The following is an 18,556-nucleotide window of genomic DNA, read 5'->3' as shown; positions in this document are numbered from 1 at the left end:
TCGTAGACGGCTCTTGGATCGATCAAAGAAATGCCCTACGGTCAGTCCGTGCGAGCGATACGACGATTCACCGTCCGTCCTGTCCTGCCCGAGCCGCTGGCCGGCCTGGCCACCCTGGCCGGCAACCTGCGCTGGTCGTGGCACCCGGAGACGCAGGACGTCTTCCGGGCGATCGACGAGCGGCTGTGGACCGGGGTCAACCACGACCCGGTACGCCTGCTGGGCGCCGTGGGCCGCGAGCGCCTCGACGAGCTGGCCGGTGACCAGGCGTTCCTCGAGCGGCTGCGGGTCGCGACCGAGTCGCTCGACCACTACCTCCACGGTGAGCGCTGGTACGCCCGCAAGGCCGGCGCCGACGCGCCCCGCTCCATCGCCTACTTCTCGCCCGAGTACGGCATCACCGCCGTCCTCCCGCAGTACTCCGGCGGCCTCGGCATCCTGGCCGGCGACCACCTCAAGGCGTCCTCCGACCTCGGCATCCCGGTCGTCGGCGTGGGTCTCTTCTACCGCCACGGCTACTTCAAGCAGTCGCTGTCCCGCGAGGGCTGGCAGCAGGAGACCTACCCGGTCCTCGACCCCGACGAGCTGCCGCTCACGCTGCTCCGCGAGGCCGACGGCTCGCGGGCCATCGTCTCGATCGACCTCCCCGGCGGCCAGCCGCTGCTGGCCCGCGTCTTCGTCGCGCACGTCGGACGGGTCCCGCTGCTGCTCCTCGACTCCGACATCGAGGAGAACCCGCAGCACTACCGCGACGTCACCGATCGCCTCTACGGCGGCAACTCCGAGCACCGCCTCCGCCAGGAGCTGCTCCTCGGTGTGGGTGGCGTCCGCGCGCTGCGCGTCTACTCCCGGATCACCGGTGCCCCGGCGCCCGAGGTGTTCCACACCAACGAGGGCCACGCCGGCTTCCTCGGCATCGAGCGGATCCGCGAGCTCACCGTCGGCGAGGGCGGCCCAGGCCTCGACTTCGACACCGCGCTCGAGGTGTCGCGCGCCGGCACGGTCTTCACCACGCACACCCCGGTGCCCGCCGGCATCGACCGCTTCCCGCGCGAGCTCGTGCAGCAGTACTTCGGCGGCGAGGCGTCCCCGACCCCCGGCGTGCCCGTCGATCGGGTGCTCGCCCTCGGCGCCGAGGACTACGAGAGCGGCGACGCCGCGGTCTTCAACATGGCCGTCATGGGCTTCCGCCTCGCCCAGCGCGCCAACGGCGTCTCCCAGCTGCACGGCCACGTGTCGCGCGGCATGTTCAACGGCCTCTGGCCGGCCTTCGACGAGGCCGAGGTCCCGATCGGCTCGGTCACCAACGGTGTGCACGGCCCGACCTGGATCGCCCGCGAGATCTTCGACCTCGCCGCCGAGCTGGGCGCCGACGTCGACGGCGACGACACCGACGGCCTGTGGCCGCTGGTGGACCGCATCGACGGCAAGCGCCTGTGGGACCTCAAGCGCACCCTGCGCGGCAAGCTCGTCGACGACGCGCGCGTCCGGTTGGCCAAGTCGTCGGCCAAGCGCGGCTTCGCGCCGGCCGAGCTCGGCTGGATCGAGACGGCGCTCGACCCCGACGTGCTGACCATCGGCTTCGCGCGCCGCGTGCCGTCGTACAAGCGGCTCACCCTGATGCTGCGCGACCCGGCCCGCCTCAAGCGCCTGCTCCTCGACCCCGAGCGCCCGATCCAGCTGGTCATCGCCGGCAAGTCGCACCCGGCCGACGACGGCGGCAAGAAGCTCATCCAGGAGATGGTGCGCTTCGCCGACGACCCCGAGCTGCGGCACCGGATCGTCTTCCTGCCCAACTACGACATCGCCATGGCCCAGCCGCTCTACCCCGGCTGCGACGTGTGGCTCAACAACCCGCTGCGCCCCTACGAGGCGTGCGGCACGTCCGGCATGAAGGCCGCGCTCAACGGCGGCCTCAACCTGTCGATCCTCGACGGCTGGTGGGACGAGTGGTACGACGGCAACAACGGCTGGGCGATCCCGTCCGCCGACGGCGTCGACGACCAGGACCGGCGCGACGACCTCGAGGCCACGGCCCTCTACGAGCTCATCGAGAACGAGGTCGCCCCGCGCTTCTACGACGTCGACGAGCAGGGCGTGCCCACGCGCTGGGTCGAGATGCTGCGCCACACGCTCAAGTCGCTCGGTCCCAAGGTGCTGGCCACCCGCCAGGTGCGCGACTACGTGCGCGAGCTCTACGCGCCGGCCGCCCAGACCTCGCGCGCGCTCAACTCCGACTACACCGGTGCCCGTGAGCTCTCGCAGTGGAAGCAGCACGTGCGCGGTGCGTGGGTCTCGGTGCGGGTCGAGCACGTCGACTCCGAGGGCGTCGGTGACGCCGCCGAGGTCGGGGCCACGCTGTCCGTCCGCGCCTACGTCGCGCTCGGCGACCTCAGCCCCGACGACGTCGAGGTGCAGGTCGTCCACGGCCGCCCCGGCGTCGACGACGACCTGCTCGACCAGGTGACCTCCTCGATGCACGTCTCGGAGTCCTACGAGGGCAACCGGCACCGCTTCGACGCCGACGTGCAGCTCGACCGCTCGGGCCCGTTCGGCTACACCGTGCGCGTCGTGCCGCGCAACGAGTCGCTGGCCTCGGTGGCCGAGCTCGGGCTGGTCTCCACGCCCGCCTGATCGGCGGCGTACGCGCTCGTCACGCCCACCTCACCCACCGTCCCTCCGGGGCGGTGGGTGAGTCGCGTCTCAGCCGCGCCGGCGCTCCTCGCGGGCGGTGCTGCGGGCGACGGTGAGCGCCATGATCCGGGCCACCGCGAGGGCGAGGTAGAGCATCCCGGCGATCTGCTCGATCATCACGAAGGAACGGGCGTGCGGGCGGACCGGCACGATGTCGGAGAGTCCCAGGCTGGTCATCGTGGTCACCGACAGGTAGAGCATCTCGAACCACGCCCTGGCCTGCAGCGGGTCGCCGACGGCGGTGAACGAGTCGGGCACGACCACGTCGACGGCGAGGTAGACGTAGGCGAAGCCCCACGCCACCACCGTGAACGTCGCGCCGGTGGCGTAGAGCTCGTCCGTGGTCACGATGTGGTCGTCGAACATGTACCGCAGCAGCGCGTAGGCGGTGTAGAAGTAGAACGCCGCGTGGAAGACGGCCGACCACAGCACCACGGCCTCCACGCCGGGGTCGACGGCCTCCCAGATGGTGAACACCACGACCGGCACGCCCAGGACGCCCGAGATCCAGCTCAGGGCGGGCGTCATCCGCACGGCGAAGACGGCCAGGACCAGTACGAAGAGGGCGAAGATCGAGAAGAGTGCCCGGCCCAGCGGTGCGTCGCCGAGGAACGGGTAGACGAGGATCCCCAGCAGCTGGACGATCAGCAGGTCCGCGCAGGGGTGCCTGATGACCGGGATGGTGCGCCAGTTCATGCCTTGACCTCCCGGATCACCACGACCGAGCGCGCCTCCTGCTCGAGCGAGCCGCCCGAGGTGACCACGGTGCCGATCGGGTTGTGCGGACAGGTGGACAGGACCACCTCGCCCTTGTTGACCCACTCGTTGCGGGGCAGCCGCACCGTGACGTCGTCGGGGGAGGCGTTGAGCCAGATGACGAACGACGAGTCGCGCAGCTGCTCCCCGCGCGGGCCGGGGGAGCGGAGCGGGTCGCCGGAGACGAACATCCCCACCGTGTGCAGGGCGTCGTCGTGCCAGTCGTCGGGGGTCATCTCCCGGCCGTCGGGGTGCATCCAGGCGAGGTCCTTGGCGCCGCCCTTGATGGCCGGTCGTCCCTCGAACCAGTGCCGCTGTCGCAGAGCGGGGTGGTCGCGACGCAGGCGCAGCGCCGTCTTGGTGATCTCGTAGACGTCGAGCCACGCGTCGTCGGGGCGCCAGTCGATCCACGAGGTGGCGTTGTCCTGGCCGTAGGCGTTGTTGTTGCCGCCCTGGGTGCGTCCCCGCTCGTCGCCGGCGGTGAGCATCGGCACCCCGTTGGACAGGCACAGCGTCACCATGAGGTTGGCCGCCTGGCGACGCCGTAGCGCGATCACGTCCGGGTCGTCGGTCTCGCCCTCGACCCCGCAGTTCCACGACCGGTTGTTGTCGGTGCCGTCGCGGTTCTGCTCGCCGTTGGCCTCGTTGTGCTTGAGGTTGTAGGACACCAGGTCGCGCAGCGTGAAGCCGTCGTGGGCGGTGATGAAGTTGACCGAGGCGTACGGCGAGCGCCCGTCGTCGGCGTACAGGTCGCTCGAGCCGGCGAGCCGGGTCGCCACGGTCCGCACACCGGAGGTGTGGCGGCGCCAGAAGTCGCGGACGGTGTCGCGGTACTGGTCGTTCCACTCCACCCACGGAGGCGGGAACTCCCCGACGCGGTAGCCGTCCATCGAGGCGTCCCAGGGCTCGGCGATGAGCTTGACGTGCCGCAGCACCGGGTCCTGCCCGATCGCGGTCATCAGGTGGCTGCCGAGGTCGATCTCCTGGCCCGTGCGGGTGAGCGCGCTCAGCAGGTCGAAGCGGAAGCCGTCCACGTGCATCTCGCTGACCCAGTAGCGAAGCGAGTCGAGGATCATCCGCAGGCTCTGGGTGCGGCTGGCGTCGACGGTGTTGCCGCAGCCGGTGACGTCCCAGTAGGTGTCGGGGGCAGGTTCGGCGCGCGGGTCGCGCTGGACGACGCGCTGGTAGTAGCCCAGGTCGTCGAGGCCCCGGAAGCTCAACGTCGGACCGTCGGGTCCGGCCTCGGCCGTGTGGTTGTAGACGACGTCGAGGATCACCTCGATGCCCGCCTGGTGCAGCGCCTTGACCATCTGCTTGAACTCCGCGACCTGCTGCCCGCGGTCGCCGGAGGAGGAGTAGGCGTTGTGGGGGGCGAAGAAGCCCAGCGAGTTGTAGCCCCAGTAGTTGACCAGCCCGCGCTCGGCCAGCGCCGGCTCGCTGAAGAACTGGTGCACGGGCAGCAGCTCGACGGCCGTGACGCCGAGGTCGTGGAGGTACTCCACGACGGCGGGCGTCGCCAGCCCGGCGTACGTGCCGCGCAGGTGCTCGGGGACGCGGTCGTGCAGGGCGGTCATGCCCTTGACGTGCAGCTCGTAGATGACGGTGTCGCGCCAGCGCCGGCGCTGGGGGACGTCGCCCTCCCAGTCGAAGGCGGGGTCCACGACCACGCTGCGCGCGGTGTACGGCGCGGAGTCGAGGTCGCTGCGCAGCTCCGGGTGGTCGACGTCGTAGCCGTAGAGGGCGGGGTGCACCGTGAGGTCCCCGGCGATCGCGGACGCGTAGGGGTCGAGGAGCAGCTTGGCCGGGTTGAAGCGCAGACCGCGGTCGGGGTCCCAGTCGCCGTCGATGCGGTAGCCGTAGCGGGTGCCCGGGCGCAGGTCGGGGACGGCGCAGTGCCAGATGCCGAGGGAGTGCTCGGTGAGGTCGATGCGGCGCTCGGCGTCGCGGTCGTCGTACAGGCACAACCAGGCGGCACGCGCCAGCGGCGCGTAGACGGCGAAGTTGGTCGACTCCGGCGACCATGTCGCGCCCAGCGGCCAGTTGCGACCCGGCCACACCTCGGTCGTCTCGTCGTGGTGCTCCCACATTCCCGGTGTCACGCCCGGCATTGTCCCTGATTGAATGACTCGACCTTCCAGAGGACCACGCACAGAGCACGAAGGAGCGACATGACTGACGCAACCCGGGAGTTCGTCCGGCTCGAGGTGGCCGACGGAGTGGCCACGATGCGCCTCGACCGGCCCAAGATGAACGCGCTCAACGTGCAGGTGCAGGAGGAGATCCGGGCCGCCGCCCACGAGGCGACCGAGCGCGACGACGTGAAGGCCGTCGTGGTCTGGGGCGGCGAGCGCGTCTTCGCCGCCGGGGCGGACGTCAAGGAGATGGCCGACATGTCCTACACCGACATGGTCAAGCGTTCCGGCGGGCTGCAGTCCGCCTTCTCCGCGGTCGCGCGGATCCCCAAGCCGGTGGTGGCGGCGGTCAACGGCTACGCCCTCGGCGGCGGCTGCGAGCTCGCCCTCTGCGCCGACATCCGGATCGCGGCCGACGACGCGACGCTCGGGCAGCCGGAGATCCTGCTCGGGATCATCCCCGGCGCCGGCGGCACGCAGCGGCTCACCCGCCTGGTGGGTCCCAGCCGCGCCAAGGACCTGATCTTCACCGGCCGCTTCGTCGCCGCCGACGAGGCGCTGGCCATCGGCCTCGTCGACCGGGTGGTCCCGGCGGCCGAGGTGTACGACACCGCCCTCGCCTGGGCCGGCCAGTTCAGCAACGCCGCGTCGTACGCCGTCCGCGCGGCCAAGGAGACGATCGACCGGGGCCTCGAGGTCGACCTCGAGACCGGCCTGGAGATCGAGCGCCAGCAGTTCGCCGCACTCTTTGCCACCGAGGACCGTGCCATCGGCATGCAGTCGTTCGTTGAGCAGGGGCCGGGCAAGGCGGCCTTCGTGGCACGGTAGCCGCGACCGCCCCCGGCACGACCCTGCTCACGCACACGACCACGCACCGGAAGGACCACCCAGTGGCCAAGGAAGACACCACCTCGACGAAGAAGCGCAGCGCCGCGAGCGCGGTCACCACCGTGCGCGCCCGCCTCGCCCAGCTGGTCTGGCTGGTCTGCGTGCTGTGCGCGTTGGCGCTCGCGTCCGGAGCACTGCTGGTGGCGCTCAAGGCCAACACCGACAACGCGCTCGTCGTCTTCATCCTGGACGCGGCGGACGCCGTCGACCTCGGGGTCTTCGACCGCAACGACGGGATCATGAAGTTCGAGGGGGAGAACGCCGCGACCAAGAACGCCCTCGTCAACTGGGGCCTCGGCGCCGTCGCGTGGCTCGTGATCGGCCGGATCCTGGACCGGATCATCCGTCCCTGACCCGGGACGTCCCTGACAGCGTCACTGTGAGTAACCCCACCGCGGACCCTGTTCCGCGGTGGGGTTACTGACTTGTAACCTCGCCACCACACCATCCTCGGATCCGATGGGCCCCCTGCCCACGGAGAACCAGCACAGGAGGGGCCGCAAAGGCCACACACCATGAACATTGTCGTCTGTGTGAAGTACGTGCCCGACTCGACTGCCGACCGGCACTTCGAGGAGGACTACACCGTTGACCGGGTCGGCGTGGACGGTCTGCTGTCCGAGCTCGACGAGTACGCCGTGGAGCAGGCGCTCCAGCTCAAGGAGAAGCGCGCCGACGAGGAGGTCACCGTGACCGCGCTGTGCGTGGGCCCGGAGAAGGCCGTCGACGCTGCCCGCAAGGCGTTGCAGATGGGTGCCGACAAGGCGGTCCACGTCCTCGACGACGCGATCGCGGGCTCCGACTACGCCGCCACCTCGCTCGTGCTGGCCAAGGCCATCGAGAAGATCGGTGTACCGGACCTGGTGATCTGCGGGATGGCCTCGACGGATGCGTCGGGCAGCGTCATCCCGGCGATGCTCGCCGAGCGCCTCGGGCTGCCGCAGGTCACGCTGGCCTCGATGATCGAGTCGCAGGGCGACCAGGTCCGCATCAAGCGCGACAACGAGGGCTCGACCGAGGTCATCGGGGCCACGATGCCGCTGGTGCTCTCGGTGACCGACCAGTCCGGTGAGGCCCGTTACCCGTCGTTCAAGGGCATCATGGCGGCGAAGAAGAAGCCGATGGAGGTCCTGTCGCTGGCCGACATCGGTGTCGAGGCCGACCAGGTCGGCCTGTCGGTGGCGTGGACGCAGGTCGCGGACACCACCGCCCGCCCGCCGCGCACCGCCGGCGAGATCGTCAAGGACGAGGACGGCTCGGGCGCTGCGGCGCTGACCGAGTTCCTCGCGTCCAAGAAGTTCATCTGAGGAGCTGCGTAGACATGTCTGAAGTTCTTGTTGTCATCGACCACGCCGAGGGCGAGGTCAAGAAGCCGACGTACGAGCTGCTCACCATCGCCCGTCGCCTCGGCGAGCCGTCCGCGGTGTTCTTCGGCGCCCCGGCGCAGGGTGACGCGGTGGCCGAGAAGGTCAAGAAGTACGGCGCGGAGAAGGTCTACGTCATCGACGACGCCGAGCTGAAGGGCTACCTCGTGGCCCCCAAGGCCGAGGCGCTGCAGCAGCTGGTCGAGAAGACCTCGCCGGCCGCCGTGCTGATCCCCTCGACGTTCGAGGGCAAGGAGGTCGCCGCCCGGCTGGCGATCAAGACCGGCTCCGGGCTGATCACCGACGCTGTCGACGTGCAGGAGGGCCCGGTGACCACGCAGAGCGTGTTCGCGGGCAACTACACCGTCACCGCCAAGGTCACCCAGGGCACGCCGATCATCACGGTCAAGCCCAACTCGGCCGCCCCGGAGGAGACCGAGGGCGCGGCCACGGTGGAGGCCTTCCCGGTCACGATCTCCGACGTGGCGAAGACGGCGCAGATCATCGCCGCCCAGCCGCGGCAGTCGACCGGTCGCCCCGAGCTGACGGAGGCCGCGATCGTGGTCTCCGGTGGTCGTGGCACGGGCGGCAACTTCGAGCCGATCGAGCAGTTCGCCGACTCCCTCGGTGCGGCCGTGGGTGCCTCGCGTGCCGCGGTCGACTCGGGCTGGATGCCGCACGCGTTCCAGGTCGGCCAGACCGGCAAGACCGTGTCGCCGCAGCTCTACGTCGCCAACGGCATCTCGGGGGCGATCCAGCACCGTGCCGGGATGCAGACCTCGAAGACGATCGTGGCGGTCAACAAGGACGAGGAGGCCCCGATCTTCGAGCTCGTGGACTTCGGCGTGGTGGGCGACCTCCACACCGTCCTGCCGGCCGCGACCGAGCAGGTCACCCAGCGCAAGGGCTGACCCCGACCCCGCGTCGTACGACGAAGGCCTCCGACCACCACGGTCGGGGGCCTTCGCGCTTCACGGGGGCACGGTGCCCGAGGGCGCTAGGTTGCTCGGCATGACGAGCACCCCGGTCCCGGTCAGCACCCCCGACGGCGACATGCCGGCCCACCTGTGGCTGCCGGAGGCCGGCCGTGGGCCCGGGATCCTGCTCCTGCAGGAGATCTTCGGGGTGAGCCGCTACATCGAGCAGCGCGCCCGGGACCTGGCCGGGCTGGGCTACGTCGTCCTGGTCCCGGAGCTCTTCTGGCGACTCGGGGTCTCCCGGGTCGAGGAGGGTCCCGAGGCCCTGGAGGAGGCCCTGGCGCTGCTCCAGCAGGCTGACTGGCAGGCCGCGGTCCGCGACAGCCTCGATGCCCTGGAGCAGCTCGGCGCGCGCAGCGAGGTGGTCGGCGGCGTCGGGATCGTCGGGTTCTGCTTCGGCGGCGGCCTGGGCTTCAGCGTCGCCGCCGAGTCGTCGCCCGACGTGCTGGTGAGCTACTACGGCTCGGCCCTGCCGGACATCCTCGGTCTCGTCGAGCCGGACGCGCCCGTGACGGTGGTCGAGCCCGGGGCGGTGACGGCACCCTCCCTGCACCACTTCGGCCTGGCCGACCGGTTCCTCACCCCTCCGGTCGTCGAGCAGGTGCGGGACGCGCTCGAGCCCCTGGAGCAGGTGACGTTCCACGGCTACGAGACGGCGGACCACGCGTTCGACAACCCCGACTTCTTCCTCCACGACGCCGAGGCTTCACGCCTGTCGTGGGAGCGCACGACGGCGTGGCTCGCCCAGCACCTGCCGGTCGGCTGAGCCGGCCGCCCGCTCAGTAGAGGGTGCGGCGGACCTGCCAGCCGTCCCCACGCGGCACGACCGACAGGGTGGTGCCCCGCAGCCTGCCGGCGAAGCTGTAGTCCGGTCGCACGTCGTAGAGCTCGAGCCTGACGTCGCGGCAGACGTCGTTGCGGGCCCGGGCCCGGGGGACGGCGACACCGGTACGCCGCCATCCGGACGGCGTGGACTCCTGCAGCCGGGACGGCCAGCCGGACCTCCGCGTGGTGGTGAGCCGGAGGGCACCCGCGGGACCCGACGGCACCACCGCGTCGCACCGGCGCGGAGACCCCACCGGCAGCACGGTGCGGCCGAGCTCCCGCGAGAAGACCGAGGTGGTGGTCCGGGTGCTCGTGGACACCCACCGTCGGTCCGGGGAGACGCCCAGGGGCCGGTGGCCCAGCGCGACGTCGGCCCAGGCGACGCCGTCCGTCGAGATGAGCGCGCGGCCGCGGCCCTGGCAGTTGAGCTGGGCGACGAGGATGCCGAAGGCACCGAGTGAGTAGGTCTCCGACCAGGTGCAGGGACCAGGAAGGTCGACGAGGCGCCGGGCGGCACCCCAGCGCTGCGCCACCGGGTCGTAGTCCTGCACGTCGAAGGCTCGGCGGTCCGCCGAGGACAGCGCGACGAGGGGCAGCCCGGGCGCGGAGACGAACAGCGTCTCGATCGGTCGGCTGCGCTCCACGAGGCCGGGGGCGTACGCCGGTGCGACCGCGGTGACCGACCACGGCGAGGCCGGGTCCGGGCGGCCGATCGTCGTGACGTAGGCGGGGGAGATGCGGTCCCCGAACACCGCGGTGAGTGCGTCGACGTTGACCAGGGACGAGTCGCTGCACGCGTCGGGGACGTCGAGCTCCTGCCGGACGGGCTCCTGGTCGCCGAGGCGGGTGACCACGACGAACCGGCAGTCCGCCTCCCGACGCCCGTTGGCGCCGTACAGGATCGAGACGCGGCCGTCGTCGTCGATGGTGGCGGTCTCGGAGTACTCCTGGCCGGGCAGCGAGATGGTCCGGGCGACGAATCCCTCGGCGGGGGTGAGGGTGAGGTAGCCCTGGTACTGGGGCCAGACGGCGGAGCGGCCGTCGGGGGAGATGCCCGGCTCCTCGTAGGCCTCGCCCTGGAGCCGGTGCACCCGCCAGGACACCAGGTCGTCGGACCAGAGGGCCTGGGAGTGGGTGGGGGCCGTGTCCTCGGCGTAGCCGAACCGGTCGCACTGGGCGATCACCGCCACCGACGTCCCCGCCGCCCGGGCATCGACGTCGCCGCAGAAGAGGTTCTTCCTCCTGAGCACGACCGTCCGCTCGCCCCACGTGCCGGTGGCGGCGTCGTACCGCCGGCCTCGCACCTCCCGCAGGTTGCGCGACACGCGGACCTCGAAGCGGTCGCCGTCGGCGAGCTGGACCACGACCCCGCGCGCCGTCTCCCGCGGCAGGTCGGCGGCCGCCGGTGCCGGCGCCTCGAGGGCACGCGCCCCGGTCAGCGTGGTGGCGAGCAGGGCGACGGCGACGCAGCCGCCGACCAGCCTGGGCATGAGTCGTCCCCGAGTCCCCGTCATGCCGGGCAGCGTAACCCCGCACCGGCGGCTGAGACGGGGCTGCGAGGGGGCCGGGACCGACCTACGCTCGACGCATGAGCACCGAGCACGCCGACGACCGGGCGGACCACGAGGCCGGCGTCCGCGAGGTCGCCACCCGGGCGCGGACCGCCAGCCACGACCTGGCTCTGGCCACCCGCGCGACGAAGGACGCCGCCCTGCACGCCATGGCCGACGGGCTGCTGGCGCAGGCGCCGGCGGTCCTGGCCGCCAGCGCCGAGGACGTCCGTCGCGCCGGCGAGGCGGGCACGCCCGCCCACATCATCGACCGGCTGCGCCTCACCGACGACCGGCTCGAGGCGATGGCGGCCGGGCTGCGCGAGGTCGCCGGGCTTGCCGACCCGGTGGGCGAGGTCGTGCGGGGCTCGACGCTGGCCAACGGGCTCGAGCTGCGCCAGCTGCGGGTGCCCTTCGGCGTCGTCGGGATGATCTACGAGGCCCGGCCCAACGTCACCGCCGACGCGGCCGGGATCTGCCTCAAGTCGGGCAACGCCGTCCTGCTGCGCGGGTCCTCGAGTGCGCGCTCCAGCAACGCCGCCATCGTCGACGTCCTCCGCGACGCCGTGGTCACCGCGGGGCTGCCCGCGGACGTCGTCCAGCTGGTCCCCGGCGACAGCCACGACTCGGTCAAGGCCCTGATGCGGGCCCGCGGCCTCGTCGACGTGCTGATCCCGCGCGGGGGAGCGGGGCTGATCCGCAGCGTCGTCGAGGAGTCGACCGTCCCCGTCATCGAGACGGGCGTCGGCAACTGCCACGTCTACGTCGACGCGTCGGCCGACCTCGACCAGGCGCTCGCCATCGTCGTCAACTCCAAGACCCACCGCACCAGCGTGTGCAACGCCGCCGAGTCGCTCCTGGTGCACGAGGACGTCGCGGACGACTTCCTGCCGACGGTGATCGACGCCCTGCGGGCCCACGACGTCACCATCCACGGCGACGAGGCGTTCGCGGAGTACGACGACGTGGTCGCGGCGACCGAGGCGGACCACGCCACCGAGTACCTCTCCTCCGACATCTCCGCCGCCGTGGTGGCCGACGTCGAGGCCGCCATCGCCCACATCCGGCGCTTCTCCTCGGGGCACACCGAGGCGATCGTGGCCCGCGACCAGGCGACCATCCGGCGCTTCGTGGCGGCCGTCGACTCGGCGGCCGTGATGGTCAACGCCTCGACCCGTTTCACCGACGGGGGCGAGTTCGGCTTCGGCGCCGAGATCGGCATCAGCACCCAGAAGCTGCACGCCCGTGGCCCGATGGGGCTGCCGGAGATGACGTCCACCAAGTACGTCGTCGTCGGCGAGGGCCACGTGCGCTGATCGCCGGTGTCGATCGGCGGCCGGACGGGGCGGGCGCCGAGGCGGGCCGCGAGGCCGCAGGGCGATAGGATCGCGGCATGTCGCTGAACGCCCTGACGATCCTGGCCGCCGAGTCGCACGACGCGCCCGCCATCCACCCCTACCTCGTGGGTGCCATCGCCCTGGCGATCCTGCTCGGCCTGCTGGTGGCCCTGGTCGCATTCGGCGGCGGGCGCGAGCACTCCTGATGCCCCGTCGTGTGGGCGTGATGGGTGGCACGTTCGACCCCATCCACCACGGCCACCTCGTCGCGGCGTCCGAGGTCCAGGCCTGGTTCGACCTCGACGAGGTCGTCTTCGTGCCGACGGGTGACCCGTGGCAGAAGGCCGACCGCGACGTCTCGCCCGCCGAGCACCGCTACCTGATGACGGTGGTCGCCACGGCGGCCAACCCGCGCTTCCGGGTCTCGCGCGTCGACATCGACCGCACGGGACCGACGTACACGATCGACACGCTGCGCGATCTGCACGCCGAGATGCCGGACGCGGAGCTCTACTTCATCACCGGTGCCGACGCGCTGGCCGACATCTTCACGTGGCGTGACGCGGACGAGCTGTTCGAGCTCGCCCAGTTCGTCGGCTGCACCCGGCCCGGCTACGAGATGGACCCGGCCACGCTCGACAAGATCCCCTCCGCCAAGGTCACCATGGTCGAGATCCCCGCCCTGGCGATCTCGTCGACCGACTGCCGCGAGCGCAAGCGTCGCGGCGAACCCGTCTGGTACCTCGTGCCGGACGGCGTCGTGCAGTACATCGCCAAGCACGACCTCTACACCACCACCGCGGACGACACGTCCGCCAAGGAGCCTGCATGACTGCCACCGACCACGCCATCGAGCTCGTCCAGGTCGCCGCTGCCGCGGCCGCCGACAAGCTCGCCCAGCAGGTCATCGCCTTCGACGTCAGCGAGCAGCTGGCCATCACCGACGCCTTCGTGCTCGCCTCCGCGACCAACGAGCGCCAGGTCAAGGCCATCGTCGACGAGGTCGAGGACAAGCTGCGCGAGCACGGCGCCAAGCCGATCCGCCGCGAGGGCCACCGCGAGGGTCGCTGGGTGCTGCTCGACTACGGCGAGATCGTCGTCCACGTGCAGCACGAGGAGGAGCGCCAGTTCTACGCCCTCGAGCGGCTCTGGCGCGACTGCCCGGTGATCTCCGTCGACGTCACGACCCCGGCGGTCACCGACGTCCCCGGTGCGGCCCACGCGGGCACCACCGGCACGACGGACACCACGCCCCCCGACGAGGAGTGACCCCTCCTCGCACCCTGGTCCTGCTGCGCCACGGGCAGACCGCCTGGAACGCCGAGGGGCGCGCCCAGGGGCACCTCGACATCGGCCTCGACGACCTCGGTCGCGCCCAGGCCACGGCCGTGGCGCCGGCCGTGGCGGCCCTGCGACCGGACGTCCTGTGGAGCTCGGACCTCGCGCGTGCCGCGACGACGGCGGCCGCGGTCTCGGAGGCCTGCGGTCTCGAGGTGCGGCACGACGCGCGCCTGCGGGAGTACGACGTGGGGGAGCGGGCCGGACTCACGATCCCCGAGTTCGCGGCGGCCTACCCTGCCGAGCACGCGGCGTGGGCCGCCGCGGGCGGCTCCTTCGAGCACGCCGACGCGGTGCCCGGGGCCGAGTCGACCGCCGACGTCCTCGGCCGCATCCTGCCCGCCCTGCGGGAGGTGCTCGCGTCCGTCGAACCGGGAGGAACGGCCTGCGTGGTCGGCCACGGGGCCGCGCTCAAGGTCGCCACGATCGCGCTGCTCGGGTGGGACCGGACCGCGTCCACCTCGCTGCGGGGCATGGACAACTGCGGACACACGCTGCTCGACGACGCCGGTCCGGACGGTTCGCTGCGGCTCGTCGCGTGGAACAGGACCCCCGATTTCGCACCCCGGGAGTCGGTTGGCTAATATTCTGCGAGTTGTCCGACGGAGCCCGCTCCGGAGGACGCACCCGTTGGGGGTGTGGCGCAGCTGGTAGCGCATCTGCATGGCATGCAGAGGGTCAGGGGTTCGAGTCCCCTCACCTCCACCGACGACGATCAGGCCGGGCCCGTGAGGGCCCGGCCTGATCTGTCTGTGCGGAGGCCCGACGCGTGCGGGCCCACCCGAGGTCGTGGTGACCCGGCCGACGCATCGTGCTCAGCCGGCACGGCTCAGCAGCATCCGGCCGACCCGTGTCCAGGTCTCCTGCTCGGTCGCCGACGCCCGTGAGACGTCGCGCAGCGCGTCCATCAGCAAAGTGACGAGGAGAGGTGCGTCCGCGGTGCAGCCCTTCGTCGTGCCCAGCAGCCGGACGTAGAGGTCGCTGGTCGCCTGCTGCGGCTCCACTCCCAGCTCCGCGCGCAGCTGCTGCCGGGTGACGTGGAACGCCCGGAGCGCCTCCGCGGGTTGCCCGACGGCCCCCAGCGCGACCATGAGCTCGCGCAGCGCCCCCTCCGAGTACGGCGCCCTCGCCAGCGCTGCTCGGGAGAGGCGGATCGCCGCCAGGTGGTCCCCGGCGCGGTTCGCGCCCGCCGCGGCGTCCCGCGCGGCCTGGGCGAGCTCCCGGTCCCACTCCTCGCAGGCCCGATCGGCCCAGGCGGTGCAGTGGTCGCCCGGGAGGAGCCCCGCCGACGCGATCTCCAACCCGTCCATCACGCCGACCAGCCCCCCGTCCCGGATGAGGCGTCGCGCCGTCGTGAGGTCCACCTCCACGTGGTCGGGGTCCAGCAGGTAGCCGCCGTGGGTGGTAACCAGGCAGGGCCCGGCGTCGATCGCTGCGAGCGCCCGCCGCAGGAGGCACACGTAGCCCTGCAGGGTGGTGACGTGGCCGGCCGGGGGACGGCCCTCCCACAGCTGGTCCGCGAGCTCGTCCCGGCCGAGCGGCCGCCCCTCGGACAGGGCCAGGAGCGCGAGCACCTGGCGTGGCTTGTTGCCTCCGAAGGCTGTCCCGTCCACCCGCCGCTCCCCGAGTCGAACGCTGGTGGGACCGAACAGCCTGACCTGACTCTTCATGGTCTTCCTCCCCGTGGTCCTCACGGACGACCCTGACAGTCGGCGGGTGCGGTCACCAGCCTCGTATGCGACGGTGCGCCCCCCCAATTTTCAGTGAGCCGCCCGATGAGTCCCGTTGGGTGGACCGGAGGCCGACGGCCACCGCGACGACGCCGGCCACGGTCAGGACTCGGCACCCGGGGAGACCGTCTCCGCCACCCCGGCGCCCTCCCAGGCCTCCGGTCCGGTGTCGGTGAGCAGCGGTACGCCGGCGCGCAGGGCGGTCCCGCCGCCCTCCGCAGGCTCGAGCCGGAGCCACCCGCCGGCATCGACGAGGGCGCTGCCGAGCAGGGCGAGGCCGTGGCCGTGAGCAGGGGCGGTCCCGCCGTCTGCCACCGGGCCGCGGCCGTCGTCGACCACCTCCACCAGGAGGCCGGACTCGTGCTCGACCACCCGCACGGTGACGCAGCTGGCGGTCGCGTGCTTGTCCACGTTGCGCAGGCCCTCCCTCACCACCTGGTAGGCCAGGCGCAGGGTCGTCTCCGACGAGGGGAGCTGGTCCGGGACGTCGATCGTCACGTCGAGGCCCGCGGCGCGGGGACGCTGGCCCAGGTCCTCGACGGCCAGGGCGAGGCCGTCGCCACCCAGGTCGGGCGGGATCAGGTCGAGCACCATGGTGCGCAACGCCTCCTCCGCGTGGCCGACGGCCTCCCGCAGCCGGGTCGTGATGTTGCCGAGGTCCGGCTCCTCCGAGACCCGGGCCTCGATCGCCGACAGGCCGTACCCGATGGCGGCGAGGTCCTGGATGACCCCGTCGTGGAGGTCCTGGGCCAGCACCCGTCGTTGATGTCCCCACGTCGCAGCCGACTGCGTCAGCATCCGGTGTCGTGCCCGCTGTGCGTCGTCGACCCGGCGCACGAGCAGCCAGGCGATCGGGACGAGCGCCAGCTGGAAGAGGAGCAGGGACCCCAGGCCGACCGTCAACAGCTGGGGCAGCACGGCCGCCCGGTCGACCGCGATCCGGTCCGGGGGCAGGTACGCCTCGAAGACGAGGGGCACGCCGTCGGCGTCGCGGATCCCGACGTACACCTCGAGCTGGCTCTCCTCGCCGTACTCGCGCTGCTCCGCCGCCTCCTCCCGCTCGCCGGGAAGGTGGACGACGCTGTCCATGGTCCGCAGGGCCTCGATCGCGCCGCTCGAGGGGGTGCTCCGTTGCCCGATCAGCGACCCGGTGTCCGCCCAGAGGATGCGGCCGTCGGTGCTCCACAGGACGACGTGCGTGAGGCCCCCCTCGGCGATCCTCGCGTCCAGGACCCGGGAGAGATGCGCGAGGGCTCGCGGACTCCCGTCGCGGACCCGCTCGTCCACGAAGGGTCCGGCCACACCGTGGGCGATGCCGGTGGCGCGGGACGCGGCATCGCGACGAGCCTCCTCCTCGGCGACGTGCTGGCTCACCAGCACCACCGCGGCGGCGACAACGGCCAGGGCGGACGCGCTCAGTCCCAGGAACCTGCGTTGTGCCTTCCGGATCGCGGGGTCGTCCACCCCCGGCCACAGGCGCGGCCATCGCTGACCTCTACCTGGCATGGTCCTCGACCAGGAGTCCCATCGCGCGTGCCCGAGCGACGGCCTCGAGCTGGGAGTGGGCGCCCAGCTTGTGGAGGAGCGACTTGATGTAGCCGCGACACGTGCTGGTCCGGATCCCCAGGTCGCGGGCGATGCGCTGGGCGTTGACCCCCTCGGCCAGGCGGAGCAGCACCAGCGACTCCCTGGCGGTCAGCTCGACCGGGGGCGGCGAAACGGGACGCGTCAACGCGTGCAGCAGCCGGGGGTCGACCTGCAGCTGCCCGCCCGAGGTGGTGGAGATCGCGGTGAGCAGCCCGGCCAGGTCCCCGTCCTTGGCGAGCAGCGCGCTGACCCCCGAGGCCGCCACCTTGACGAGGTCGATGGGCCCTGAGGCGCCGGTCAGCAGCACCACGAGGGTCCCGGGATGCCGGGCAGAGACGTGCGCGGCGAAGTCGACCCCGTCCTCGTCGGAACCTGCGAACTGGATGTCGGAGACGACCACGTCCGGGAGCATCGTCGATGCCAGCTCGCGGGCGGTGGGGAGGTCGTAGGCGACACCGATGCACCGTGTCCGCTGGTCGGTGTCGAGCGCCAACCGGAGCAGGTCGGCCACCGTGCGGTGGTCGTCGACCACGAGGACGGTGCGCGCCCGCGCCGTGCGGACGTGGTCGACCTGCCCGGTCCCGTCCCCCCTCGCCCCGGTCTGCATGTCATCCCCCCTGATGAGACCTCGTCGGATCCGAGAGCGGCTCGATGGGCCGGGCGCACCCGCAACCGGGCCGGCGTGCCGGACCGGGCGTGGTGGACGTCCAGATCATGGCGATGCTGCAGGCTCCCACCGCGGACGCCCCGGCCCCGGCCCGGTGGACGCCTTTCCGCCCAGATTGGGTAGGCACTGCGAGGGGCTCCTAGGGTCCGCCGACCAGCCGGCGCAGCTCCCGGGTGATCTCGACGTCGGCGGCCGTGACCACGACCGAGTCGACCGCGATGCCGGCAGCCGGAGGATCGGAGCCGAGGGCGACCTCGTCACCGATCCCGGGGAGCGAGAGCACCCGGCCGGTGACGATCGCGCGCCGGAGCGCGTCCTCGCCGACCTGGGCGGCCTGGTCCTCCGGCGAGCGCACGCCGGCATCGGTGATCCGGTAGGTCACCTCGGCCTCGAGGCGGGCCAGGGCACCGTCCGCGCTGCTGGCCCGGGCACTGGCCCAGGCGTGGCGCGGGGCGTCGTCGAACCACGGCTCCGTGACCCGGCGTACCGACCAGACGGTGTAGGCGACGAGCGGGACGATGATGACGAGCAGCAGGTAGGCCATGGCAACTCCTGGGGTGACCCGGTGGCCGCGTGGCGCGGTCGGCCCGGCCGCCTCGGGAACGGTCGGGCCGCCGCACGTCCAGTCTCGCCACGGAGCCTCCGGGGGCCCATGGGGAGTGCCACCCACATCGCCTCGCGACCCCCGGACGGGCGCGACCCGGCTGACAG

General features: G+C 72.1%; 18 protein-coding genes and 1 tRNA gene. 12 read left to right on the top strand and 7 right to left on the bottom strand.

Annotated features, from left to right (window positions below):
* Positions 1-48 precede the first annotated feature (48 nt).
* On the top strand, positions 49-2,634 hold the full coding sequence (gene glgP, locus ASG88_RS15815) for an alpha-glucan family phosphorylase (RefSeq protein WP_056888625.1): 2,586 nt from the start codon (positions 49-51) through the stop codon (positions 2,632-2,634).
* 69 nt (positions 2,635-2,703) lie between these two features.
* Here glgP and ASG88_RS15810 read toward each other — a convergent pair whose 3' ends face one another.
* A complete protein-coding gene (locus ASG88_RS15810) occupies positions 2,704-3,390 on the bottom strand; it encodes an ion channel (protein WP_056888404.1) in 687 nt (228 codons plus the stop codon).
* Positions 3,387-5,549, bottom strand: a complete 2,163-nt coding sequence (gene glgX, locus ASG88_RS15805) for a glycogen debranching protein GlgX (RefSeq protein WP_056888624.1) — start codon at positions 5,547-5,549, stop codon at positions 3,387-3,389. The genes ASG88_RS15810 and glgX overlap by 4 nt, the downstream gene beginning before the upstream one ends.
* A gap of 69 nt (positions 5,550-5,618) precedes the next feature.
* Here glgX and ASG88_RS15800 point away from each other — a divergent pair, with 69 nt between their 5' ends.
* From ASG88_RS15800 to ASG88_RS15780, 5 genes are all read left to right on the top strand, one after another.
* Positions 5,619-6,410, top strand: a complete 792-nt coding sequence (locus tag ASG88_RS15800; protein WP_056888403.1) for an enoyl-CoA hydratase/isomerase family protein — start codon at positions 5,619-5,621, stop codon at positions 6,408-6,410.
* 62 nt (positions 6,411-6,472) lie between these two features.
* Entirely contained in the window at positions 6,473-6,823 is a 351-nt protein-coding gene (locus ASG88_RS15795) for a hypothetical protein (protein WP_235534879.1), read from the top strand.
* 162 nt (positions 6,824-6,985) lie between these two features.
* Positions 6,986-7,777 (top strand): electron transfer flavoprotein subunit beta/FixA family protein, encoded by a 792-nt coding sequence (locus ASG88_RS15790; RefSeq protein ID WP_056888402.1) that lies wholly within the window; start codon positions 6,986-6,988, stop codon positions 7,775-7,777.
* Between the two features lie 14 nt (positions 7,778-7,791).
* Positions 7,792-8,745 (top strand): electron transfer flavoprotein subunit alpha/FixB family protein, encoded by a 954-nt coding sequence (locus ASG88_RS15785; protein WP_056888401.1) that lies wholly within the window; start codon positions 7,792-7,794, stop codon positions 8,743-8,745.
* 100 nt (positions 8,746-8,845) lie between these two features.
* A complete protein-coding gene (locus ASG88_RS15780) occupies positions 8,846-9,577 on the top strand; it encodes a dienelactone hydrolase family protein (RefSeq protein ID WP_056888400.1) in 732 nt (243 codons plus the stop codon).
* A gap of 13 nt (positions 9,578-9,590) precedes the next feature.
* Here ASG88_RS15780 and ASG88_RS15775 read toward each other — a convergent pair whose 3' ends face one another.
* Entirely contained in the window at positions 9,591-11,150 is a 1,560-nt protein-coding gene (locus tag ASG88_RS15775; RefSeq protein ID WP_157559771.1) for a hypothetical protein, read from the bottom strand.
* Positions 11,151-11,224: 74 nt separating this feature from the next.
* On the opposite strand from ASG88_RS15775, the gene ASG88_RS15770 reads away from it, so the two are divergent.
* The 6 genes from ASG88_RS15770 (at position 11,225) to ASG88_RS15750 (ending at position 14,566) form a co-directional block, all read left to right on the top strand.
* Positions 11,225-12,502 (top strand): glutamate-5-semialdehyde dehydrogenase, encoded by a 1,278-nt coding sequence (locus ASG88_RS15770; RefSeq protein ID WP_056888398.1) that lies wholly within the window; start codon positions 11,225-11,227, stop codon positions 12,500-12,502.
* A 77-nt stretch (positions 12,503-12,579) separates the two neighbouring features.
* Complete coding sequence (locus ASG88_RS23565) at positions 12,580-12,729, top strand: hypothetical protein (protein WP_199907456.1); 150 nt, start codon at positions 12,580-12,582, stop codon at positions 12,727-12,729.
* Complete coding sequence (nadD, locus tag ASG88_RS15765) at positions 12,729-13,355, top strand: nicotinate-nucleotide adenylyltransferase (protein ID WP_056888397.1); 627 nt, start codon at positions 12,729-12,731, stop codon at positions 13,353-13,355. The genes ASG88_RS23565 and nadD overlap by 1 nt, the downstream gene beginning before the upstream one ends.
* Positions 13,352-13,792, top strand: coding sequence for a ribosome silencing factor (rsfS, locus tag ASG88_RS15760; protein WP_056888396.1), 441 nt, complete (start codon positions 13,352-13,354; stop codon positions 13,790-13,792). The genes nadD and rsfS overlap by 4 nt, the downstream gene beginning before the upstream one ends.
* Entirely contained in the window at positions 13,789-14,445 is a 657-nt protein-coding gene (locus ASG88_RS15755; protein ID WP_056888395.1) for a histidine phosphatase family protein, read from the top strand. Before rsfS ends, ASG88_RS15755 begins: the two co-directional genes overlap by 4 nt.
* Before the next feature lie 48 nt (positions 14,446-14,493).
* Positions 14,494-14,566 (top strand) — tRNA-Ala (locus tag ASG88_RS15750).
* 110 nt (positions 14,567-14,676) lie between these two features.
* Here ASG88_RS15750 and ASG88_RS15745 read toward each other — a convergent pair.
* From ASG88_RS15745 to ASG88_RS15730, 4 genes are all read right to left on the bottom strand, one after another.
* Positions 14,677-15,531, bottom strand: coding sequence for an AfsR/SARP family transcriptional regulator (locus ASG88_RS15745; RefSeq protein WP_056888394.1), 855 nt, complete (start codon positions 15,529-15,531; stop codon positions 14,677-14,679).
* A gap of 162 nt (positions 15,532-15,693) precedes the next feature.
* On the bottom strand, positions 15,694-17,055 hold the full coding sequence (locus ASG88_RS15740) for a sensor histidine kinase (RefSeq protein WP_056888393.1): 1,362 nt from the start codon (positions 17,053-17,055) through the stop codon (positions 15,694-15,696).
* Between the two features lie 31 nt (positions 17,056-17,086).
* A complete protein-coding gene (locus ASG88_RS15735; RefSeq protein ID WP_056888392.1) occupies positions 17,087-17,785 on the bottom strand; it encodes a response regulator in 699 nt (232 codons plus the stop codon).
* 199 nt (positions 17,786-17,984) lie between these two features.
* Positions 17,985-18,389, bottom strand: a complete 405-nt coding sequence (locus ASG88_RS15730) for a hypothetical protein (protein ID WP_056888391.1) — start codon at positions 18,387-18,389, stop codon at positions 17,985-17,987.
* Positions 18,390-18,556: the final 167 nt, after the last annotated feature.

The sequence above is a fragment of the Nocardioides sp. Soil777 genome (assembly GCF_001428425.1).
Classification (GTDB): domain Bacteria; phylum Actinomycetota; class Actinomycetes; order Propionibacteriales; family Nocardioidaceae; genus Nocardioides; species Nocardioides terrigena.
The sequence above is the reverse complement of the archived record's forward strand: the minus strand, read 5'-3'. Positions and strand labels throughout refer to the sequence as shown.